The sequence below is a fragment of the Pseudoroseomonas cervicalis ATCC 49957 genome (assembly GCF_000164635.1).
GTDB classification, from domain to species: domain Bacteria; phylum Pseudomonadota; class Alphaproteobacteria; order Acetobacterales; family Acetobacteraceae; genus Pseudoroseomonas; species Pseudoroseomonas cervicalis.
On the sequence record NZ_GG770912.1, the window covers coordinates 1 to 1,805 of the forward strand.

The 1,805-nt window shown below is 74.4% G+C and carries 2 protein-coding genes; both read right to left on the reverse strand.

Annotation, left to right across the window (positions count from 1 at the left end; genetic code table 11):
- Positions 1 to 849 (reverse strand): D-alanyl-D-alanine carboxypeptidase family protein (locus HMPREF0731_RS20280; RefSeq protein WP_169312314.1); only part of this gene is annotated, 849 nt, incomplete at its 3' end.
- 258 nt (positions 850 to 1,107) lie between these two features.
- A partial coding sequence (locus tag HMPREF0731_RS20285) for a LysR family substrate-binding domain-containing protein (RefSeq protein ID WP_051014839.1) occupies positions 1,108 to 1,805 on the reverse strand: 698 nt, incomplete at its 5' end.

Below are 1,805 nucleotides of genomic sequence, written 5' to 3' on the forward strand. Positions count from 1 at the left end.
CAGCCGCGGCCCGGCCGGCAGCGGCGCGCCGGCGCGCCCGGCCACCATCATGTCGCTGCCGCGCCCGCGCTCCTGGAAGCCGCGGTCGAACAGCGCCATCACATGGTCGTCGCGCTCGCGGCTGGTGGCGCCGCCGAAGACGACGACGATCAGCCGCACCCCGCCGCGCTCGGCGCTGGAGGCCAGGTTGAAGCCGCTGGCGCGGATGAAGCCGGTCTTCAGCCCGTCGGCGCCGTCATACTCGGCCAGCACGCGGTTGTGGCTGCGGATGGTCTGGCCGCGCCAGCTGAAGCTGCGCGCGTTGAAGTAGGCATAGTGCTGCGGGAAGTGGCGGATCAGCGCGCGGCTGAGCAGCGCCATGTCGCGCGCCGTCGTCACCTGGTTGGCGTCGGGCAGGCCGGAGGCGTTGCGGAAGCTGGTGTCGCGCATGCCGAGCGACTGGGCGCGCCGCGTCATCAGGCGGCCGAACTGCACCTCGCTGCCGCCGAGATGCTCGGCCACGGCGGCGGCGACGTCATTGGCGGATTTCGTCACCAGCGCCAGGATGGCGTCGCGCGCGCTGATGCTGCTGCCCGGCTTCAGCCCGAGCTTGGAGGGCTCCTGCCCGGCCGCGTGGCGCGAGACGGGGATGCGCGTGGACAGCGTCATGCGGCCCTGCTGCATCGCCTCGAACATCATGTAGAGGGTCATCATCTTGGTCAGCGAGGCCGGGTAGCGCGAGGCGCCGGCATTGACCGAGACCAGCTCCTCGCCGGTCGCCGCATCCATGACGATGGCGGAGTAGCGCGCCCCGCCGATCTGCGCCGCCGCCGGCAGCGCCCCCATGGCCAGCAGCAGCAGCGCCAGCATGGGCAGCCCAAGCCTGCACAGCAAGGCCCGGCGCGTGCGCGCCGCGATGGTTCCGATCCCCGGCATGGCGTCCCCCTTGTGCCGCGCGCCATCCGGCGGGTGCGCGACCTCTCACTCCCCAACACAGGGCCCGGCCGGCATCCCGCCGCCGGAGCGGCGACGGGTTCCCCAGCGCGGCGGGGCCGGCGGCAACATGCCGACATCCTGCGTGAGAAGAAAGCGCTTATGGCCTGATTGGCCAAGAAAATTACGGCGACGTTAGCTTGACGGAAGCGTGGCGGCGGGCGGGAAGACACGCTGCGCGACGGCCAGAGCGGCCGCCGCCGCCTCGCTCGGCCGCTCCTCGTTCCAGGCCAGCGCGACGGCGACGGCCTGCACCGGCGCGCCGCCCGGCCCCCGCACGGCGCGGAAGGCGACACCCGGCGGATGGATGCGCGCCATGCCGGAGGAGACCAGCGCGATGCCGAGGCCGGACGCCACGAAGCCCAGCTGCGCCATCGCCGAGCCGACCTCGCGCACCCCCTGCGGCTCGAAGCCGGCGGCGCGGCAGGCGGCGACCAGCCCGTCGAAATAGGCCGGGCTGATCGAGCGCGGCAGGGTCAGCAGCGGCGCGCCGGCCAGCGCCGAAAGCGGCAGCGCGCCGGGCTGCGCCAGCAGCGCGTGCCCCTCCGGCAGCGCCGCCACCAGATGGTCCTCGCCGAGCGGGCGGACGCGCAGCGGCGGCCGGTCGCGATCGAGGCGCAGCAAAGCGAGATCGACCTCGCCACGGCGCAGCGCCTCCTGCGCGTCGACACTGTCCATCTCGCGCACCGCGATGGCGGAATCCGGCAGCGCCTCGCGCAGCGCGCGGACCAGCGGGGGGAGGTGGTCGAACAGGCCGGAGGTGACGCAGGCGATCGCCACCGGCGCGCCGCGCCCCTCGCGCAGCGCGCGCGCCAGCGCCTCCAGCGTGCCGG